A 7,294-nucleotide genomic window follows, 5' to 3' on the forward strand; every position below is an offset into this window, starting at 1 on the left:
ACCGCGGGGAGTTATGCAGGTCATCCCTGGATACCGGTGTCGGAACTCAAGGCGCGCCTGGATATTCGCAATTTACCGGGTGAGGGCCGTGGTCGCTATAACACGCGGGCGGCCCGTTTGAGGGAAGAAACGGGGCATTTGATGGAAGTGGGCGACCGCATTCGGTGCATGGGCTGGGTATTTGAGGTGCTGGCGCTGGAATGCAAGCGTATCGACAACGTATTGCCCCAGCCAGAAGACGGAACCCCGATCGCCTCCAGCAAGCATCAATACCCCGGTTGTTCAGCCAGACGCAAACCATGCATCAATGGGTGTTGGGGGTTAATGCCAAGAATTTTTAATGAAATTCTGAAAGTGGTTGCACAAAAAAGGCACATTATTCTTATAATTCGCGGGTCTTCACCCTTATCCAAAATTCAGACACCATGACCAGCTACAAAGAACTGTTGAAGCAGCGCGAAGCCCTTGAGCAACAAATCAGTGAAGCCCGGCGCCGGGAACTGTCGGACGCTGTGTCGCAGGTCCGTTCACTGGTGGCCGAATATGGGCTGACTGCCCAGGACGTGTTCCCCACCGGCAAGGCGTCTGGCAAGACAGGTCGCAGTTCTACGGCCGGCACCAAGGTGGCGCCCAAGTACCGCAACCCCGCCACCGGCGAAACCTGGACAGGCCGTGGCAAGGCTCCCAAGTGGATTCAAAACGAAAACCGCGAAAAGTTTGTGATTTAAGGGTCTTTGCCCTGCATTAAAAAAGCCCGCTGATGCGGGCTTTTTTAATGGGCTACTCTTGGCCAGGACAAAAGGTGCTCAGACGGGTGGCGCCTCGACAACGGTACGCACTGTGCGACGAACAGGAAATGCATGTGCGGTAACTTCGTGCGCAGTGTCTGCGATTTATCGGCAGCGCAATGCGCTTTGTGGAGCCATTTTGTGAATCGGATGGTCATCGTTTTAATTTTGAACTGCGCGCATTGATTGCACCCTCACAGTGCACAGGCATTACGTTCAGCCTTCTGCAACCCCGGGGTTTTCCTGCGCAATCTTGCGCAATACCTGTGCCGTGAAATCGTCCGCCGGAAAGAAGGATTCCACAGCCAGCTCCTGCAAGGTCACATCCACCGGCGTTCCGAATATCGTGGTGGTGCTGATGAGGGAGAGCATTCCATGCACGCTTTCAAAGCAGAACGGCATTACCACGCCCAGCATTTCACCTGCCAGTACCAGGGCATCGGATTCCGGCGGGGCGGGATATTGCAGCAGTTCTGCCTGCAGTGCGATCAGTGCCGGGTCGGCCGTGGCCTGTATCTGCTGGCGCAGGCGTTCAAACAGGTGCGCCCGCCACTGCGCCAGATTGGCGATGCGCGGCGCCAGCCCCTGGGGGTGCAGGCTCAGCCGGAACACGTTGACAGGTGGCACCAGCAGTTCGGGACTGACGTGGGCAGACAGCAGGGCCAGCGCGGCGCGGTTGGTGGCCACCACGTTCCAGCAGCGGTCGAGGGCAATGGCGGGGCAGGGTTCGTGGCCCTTGAGCACCAGTTCCACCGCCTGGCGCGCCGCGGCCAGCGCAGGGTCGTCCAGCGCGCGTTCGCGGTACATGGGGGCGTAGCCGGCGGCCACCAGCAGGGCGTTGCGCTCACGCAGTGGAATGGCCAGGCGCTCGCACAGGCGCAGCACCATGTCGCGGCTGGGGTTGGTGCGGCCGGTTTCCATGAAGCTCACATGGCGCGTAGAGATGTCCGCCTCGTCGGCCAGCTCCAGCTGGCTCAGGTGCCGCTGCTGGCGCCAGGTGCGCAGGTGGTCGCCAAACGAGGTGGGCCCCGCCGGTGCCACGCGGTGCGGCAAAGGATGGCGCGGAGAGCGGTGAGAGGACGGTGCGGTGGAGGTCATGGCCGCCATCCTAGGCGCTAACCGCACACGGGCCATTACCTGGCAGGTCATCGACGCGGTGCGCCAGGGCGGGAACGATGGAGCCTTCTTTCTTCCTCAACCAAGGAGCTTTCCATGTTCAAGCTGATGTCCTCCCCCCGATTCCTGCGCGCCGTGGTCTGGTTCGATGCCTCCACGGGGGTTCTGCTCGGCGCCCTGCACCTGCTGCTGACAGCGCCCCTGGCCGAGTGGCTGGGCCTGCCGCCCGGGCTGCTGCAGGTGACGGGCGCCATGCTGCTGGGCTATGCCGCCCTGGCCATAGCGATTGCCCGGTCTGAGCCCATGCCGCGTGGCTGGCTGTGGGTGCTGATCGTGGGCAACTTGGCCTGGGCGTTGGCCAGCCTGTTGCTGCTGCTGGGCTCCACGCTCACGCCCACCTTGCTGGGCCAGGCCTATTTGCTGGTGCATGTGGTCTCGGTGGCCATGCTGGCCGAGCTGCAGTGGTTTGGCGTGCGCCGCCTGCCAACCTGGGCTGCGGCGTGATGGAGATCGGTTGTTTGCTCCTGAAAATATAGCTGCTTGCGCTTGTCCATCAAGCGCCAGGGGCATTTTTTTTGCCGATATCGGGCACGGGTGGCGTGGATCGGGCGACCCGACCACGCCGCACAGGGTTGGGGGCCGCGTTTGCATAGCCCCACGATTGCACCGCCATGCAGGACTGCCAGAATAGGCTTTGTTGCCTTTCACAGGAGTTTGCCATGGCCGTATCACGCAAGTTGTCGCCCAAGCCCGCCCGCCACGCGTTTGCCAACACCCTCAAGAGTTTCAAGACAGCGTCTGGCAAAGAAGGCCAGTTCTACTCGCTGCCCGCGCTGGCCAAGCAGTTCCCCCAGATCCAGCGCTTGCCCGTGTCGATCCGCATCGTGCTCGAATCGGTGCTGCGCAATTGCGATGGCCGCAAGGTGACCGCCGAGCATGTGCAACAGCTTGCGCACTGGGCGCCCAATGCCGCGCGTACGGACGAGATTCCGTTTGTCGTCTCCCGCGTGGTGCTGCAGGACTTCACCGGCGTGCCGCTCTTGGCCGACCTGGCCGCCATGCGCAGCGTGGCCGTGAAACTGGGCAAGAACCCCAAGAAGATCGAGCCGCTGGTGCCCGTGGACCTGGTGGTAGACCACTCCATCATGGTCGACCACTACGGCAAGAAGAATTCGCTCGACCTGAACATGAAGCTCGAATTCCAGCGCAACCGCGAGCGCTACGAATTCATGAAGTGGGGCATGCAGGCCTTCGACACGTTTGGCGTGGTGCCGCCGGGCTTTGGCATCGTGCACCAGGTCAACCTCGAATACCTGGCGCGCGGCGTGCACAAGCGCAAGGACGGTGTGTACTACCCCGACACCCTCGTGGGCACCGACAGCCACACCACCATGATCAACGGCATTGGCGTGGTGGGCTGGGGCGTGGGCGGCATCGAGGCCGAGGCCGCCATGCTGGGCCAGCCGGTGTACTTCCTCACGCCCGACGTCGTGGGCTTTGAGATGACGGGCCAGCTGCGCGAGGGCGTGACCGCCACCGACCTAGTGCTCACGGTGACCGAACTGCTGCGCCAGCACAAGGTGGTGGGCAAGTTCGTGGAGTTTTTTGGTGAAGGCACGCGCACCCTGGCGTTGCCCGATCGGGCCACCATCGGCAACATGGCGCCCGAATACGGCGCGACCATGGGGTTCTTCCCGGTGGACGAAAAGACCATCGACTATTTCAAGGGCACGGGCCGCACCAAGGCCGAGATCGAAGCGTTTGAGGCCTACTTCAAGGCCCAGGGCCTGTTCGGCGTGCCGCTGGCGGGCGAGGTGGACTATTCGCAGGTGGTGAAGCTCGACCTTGGCAGCGTCACCCCCAGCCTGGCTGGCCCCAAGCGCCCGCAAGACCGCATCGAACTGGGCAAGGTCTGCAGCCAGTTTGCCGACCTGTTCAGCAAGCCCAACGCACAAAATGGTTTCAACCGCCCGGCCGAGCTGCTGCACACGCGCCACCATGTCCGGGCCAGTGATGCTCCTGTCGATGTGGGCGCTCCGGCAGAGGTGCCAGCGCCATCGGGTGCACCGCGATTCATCGTGGAGATGGAGCAGAACAAGCCCACGCTGGCGGCCGCGCATGCCGAAGTCCCCGCGCAGCAAGCCAGCCGCACGGGTGACGTGACCGTGGGCAATGGCGACGTGCTGATTGCCGCCATCACCAGCTGTACCAACACCAGCAACCCCAGCGTGCTGCTGGCCGCAGGCCTCTTGGCCAAGAAGGCAGTGGAGGCGGGGCTCAAGGTCAAGCCGCACATCAAGACCTCGCTCGCCCCTGGCTCGCGCATCGTCACCGAATACCTCACGCAGACCGGCTTGCTCCCTTACCTGGAAAAGCTGGGCTTTGCGCTGGCGGGTTACGGCTGCACCACCTGTATCGGCAATGCGGGCGACCTCACGCCCGAGCTGAACGAGGCCATCACCAGCAACGACCTGGTGTGTGCCGCGGTGCTGTCGGGCAACCGCAACTTCGAGGCGCGCATCCATCCCAACCTCAAGGCCAACTTCCTGGCCAGTCCGCCGCTGGTGGTGGCCTATGCCATCGCCGGCACGGTGCTCAAGGACCTGATGACCGAGCCGGTGGGCAAGGGCAAGGGTGGCAAGGACATCTACCTGGGCGACATCTGGCCCAGCAGCGAAGAGGTGCACGCCCTGCTCAAGTTCGCCATGAACGGCAAGGCCTTCCGCGAGAACTACGCCAAGGTGGCTACCGACCCTGGCAAGCTGTGGGAAAAGATCAAGGGCGTGAGCGGCACCGCCTACACCTGGCCCGCCAGCACCTACATTGCAGAGCCTCCGTTTTTTGCACAGTTTGCTCTTGAAAAAGGAGCTGCTAACGCAGATACATCAAGCGCTGGAGGCCAAAATGATGCCAAACTTCCATCGGTGATCGGTGCCCGCATCATGGCGCTGTTTGGCGACTCCATCACCACTGACCACATCTCGCCCGCAGGCTCCATCAAGGAAAGCTCACCCGCTGGCCAGTGGCTGCGGCAGCATGGCGTTCAAAAGGCTGACTTCAACAGCTACGGCGCGCGCCGGGGCAACCACGACGTGATGGTGCGCGGCACCTTTGCCAACGTGCGCATCAAGAACCTCATGATCCCGCCCACCGCCGACGGCTCGCGCGAAGAGGGTGGGGTGACGGTGTTCCAGAACGAAGGCGCGCTGCAGGGCGAGAAGATGTTCATCTTCGATGCCGCCATGCAGTACATGGCGCAAAGGACGCCCACGGTGATCTTTGCGGGCGAGGAATACGGCACCGGCTCCAGCCGCGACTGGGCCGCCAAGGGCACGCAGCTGCTCGGCATCAAGGCCGTGGTGGCGCGCAGCTTTGAGCGCATCCACCGCTCCAACCTGGTGGGCATGGGGGTGCTGCCGCTGCAGTTCAAGGCGGGCGAATCTTGGGAGACGCTGGGCCTCACGGGCAACGAGGTGATTGATGTGGTGCCTGATCCGGCGCTCACGCCACAAAGCGACGCGCAATTGGTCATCCGCCGCGCGGACGGCTCGCGCCAGGAAGTCACCGTCACGCTGCGCATCGACACGCCCATCGAGGTGGACTACTACCAGGCCGGCGGCATCCTGCCGTTTGTGCTGCGCCAGTTGTTGCAGGGGTGATACTGCTATGTCGGCGGTGCAGGGCACCGGCATCGTCGGCAACGGGGCTTCGGCCCCGTTTTGCATGGAGCCCGATGGTGGGGGGAAACACGCACCCCCGCGCCTTACTCGTCGATACACTTGTGACGCTATGTAGAACCCGGTAGAAACACTCCAGACCATGCCGCTGTCGTCCTCACCCACCCGAACCCCGCCTGCGCGTTCACCGTGGGCGGATGCGCCCGCCTTCACGGTGGTGCTGGTGGTCGCAGCATTGACGCTGGTGATCGTGCCAGTGGCCCAGATGCTGGGGCCAGGGGCGGGCTCCCAGCACGGCCTGGAGCCGTTCATGGAACTGGTCGCTGTGCTGTTGGGGCTGCTGGTGGTGTCGGTGTCCCTGCATACACTGGACCCGTCCGAGCAGGCCCGGGCCAATGTGCTGGTGGCGGGCTTTGGCGTCGCGGCGGTGTGCAATTTTTTGCATGGCGTGCTGGCACATTCCACGCCCGTGCACATGCCATCGGGCACGGCCCACATCTCTCTGTGGCTGAGCAGCTGGGCGCGGGTGGTCGAAGTCATCACCCTGCTGCTCACAGCCGCGCGGCTGGCAATGCCCGGCCCGGCCAAGGTTTGGCTGGCCGCCTCTGGCGTGGTGGCGCTGCTGCTGGTGGGTTCGGCCATGGGGCCTCTGCCAGGCTGGTTTGCTGCTGCAGCGGGCGGAGCATTGCGGCAATACCTGGCCTTAGTGCTCGTGGTGGCGCTGGGCGTAGCCGCAGTGTGGCTCTACAGGAGTCCGGGCCGGCGCGAGCGAGTGTTTGCCTGGGCGGCCGTGGCCTTTCTGGGGGGCGAGCTGGTGGTGGGCCTGCTGGGTGGGCATTCGCCCATCGGAGGGCCGTTGTCGCACGGTCTGCGGGTTTTGGCGTATGCGTTGTTGTACCAGGCCGTTTTTGATGCGGGCATACGGGCGCCGTTCGCCCGAGTGCAGGAGGCGGAGCGACGCCTGCGCGAGAGCGAGGGGCGTCTGTCGCTGCTTGGGCGCAACCTGCCCCACAGCGTGTTGTTCCAGGTGGTGCGCGAGCTGGATGGCAGCTCGCACTTTGTGCACATGGGCGATGCGATCGAGCGACTCAATGGGGTGACGGTGCAAGAGGTCATGGCCGATTTCCGGGTGTTGTATCGCCAGGTGTTGCCCGAAGACATCGACCGCCTGCGACAGGCCGAGCGGCAGTCTTTTCTGACCATGACCAGCATGGAGGCCGTTTTTCGCGTGCGCCGCACCGATGGCCAGATACGCTGGATGCACCTGAGTTCATCGCCCCGTCTGCTCGACGACGGGCGTGTGCTGTGGGATGGTGTACAGACCGACATCACGGCCCACCGCCTGGCCGAGGAGGCTGCGCATGCCCACGAAGCGCTGATGGCCAACATGCTGCGCCAGGTGCCCGGCGGTGTGGCGCGCTTGGACCGGGATCTGCGCGTCTTGTATGTCAATGCGCAGCAGGCCAGCTGGCTCTACCGCAAGCCCGAGGAGCTGCAAGACCGCCTGCTGCAGGAAGTGATCCCGGCCGATGTTTTCGCCCGCATGCAGCCCCATTTCGCCAAGGCCTTTGCGGGCGAGACGGCCGTGTTCGAGAACCGCATGGACGGGCCTGACGGCCTGCAGGTTCGCCACACAACCATCGCGCCCGAGAGCGTTACCGAGCAAGGCGTGCCTGCCGTTGTGCTGTTTGCCTACGATCTGACCGGGCTCAA

General features: G+C 63.6%; 6 protein-coding genes. 5 read left to right on the top strand and 1 reads right to left on the bottom strand.

What is annotated here, in order from left to right; all coding sequences use genetic code 11:
- The first annotated feature begins 36 nt into the window (after positions 1–36).
- Both C8C94_RS26100 and C8C94_RS24685 read left to right on the top strand, forming a co-directional pair.
- On the top strand, positions 37–429 hold the full coding sequence (locus C8C94_RS26100) for a hypothetical protein (protein WP_370449761.1): 393 nt from the start codon (positions 37–39) through the stop codon (positions 427–429).
- Complete coding sequence (locus C8C94_RS24685; protein ID WP_055393525.1) at positions 426–728, top strand: H-NS histone family protein; 303 nt, start codon at positions 426–428, stop codon at positions 726–728. The genes C8C94_RS26100 and C8C94_RS24685 overlap by 4 nt, the downstream gene beginning before the upstream one ends.
- Positions 729–1,004: 276 nt before the next feature.
- On the opposite strand, the gene C8C94_RS24690 is transcribed toward C8C94_RS24685, so the two are convergent.
- A complete protein-coding gene (locus C8C94_RS24690) occupies positions 1,005–1,886 on the bottom strand; it encodes a helix-turn-helix domain-containing protein (protein WP_121423065.1) in 882 nt (293 codons plus the stop codon).
- A 114-nt stretch (positions 1,887–2,000) separates the two neighbouring features.
- Here C8C94_RS24690 and C8C94_RS24695 point away from each other — a divergent pair, with 114 nt between their 5' ends.
- From C8C94_RS24695 to C8C94_RS24705, 3 genes are all read left to right on the top strand, one after another.
- On the top strand, positions 2,001–2,408 hold the full coding sequence (locus tag C8C94_RS24695) for a hypothetical protein (protein WP_121422602.1): 408 nt from the start codon (positions 2,001–2,003) through the stop codon (positions 2,406–2,408).
- A gap of 215 nt (positions 2,409–2,623) precedes the next feature.
- Positions 2,624–5,563 (top strand): aconitate hydratase, encoded by a 2,940-nt coding sequence (locus C8C94_RS24700; RefSeq protein ID WP_121422603.1) that lies wholly within the window; start codon positions 2,624–2,626, stop codon positions 5,561–5,563.
- A 160-nt stretch (positions 5,564–5,723) separates the two neighbouring features.
- Positions 5,724–7,294, top strand: a 1,571-nt coding sequence (locus tag C8C94_RS24705; protein WP_121423066.1) for an MASE3 domain-containing protein, incomplete at its 3' end; no start/stop codon positions are given.

It is taken from the genome of Acidovorax sp. 94, assembly GCF_003634645.1.
GTDB lineage: Bacteria > Pseudomonadota > Gammaproteobacteria > Burkholderiales > Burkholderiaceae_C > Acidovorax > Acidovorax facilis.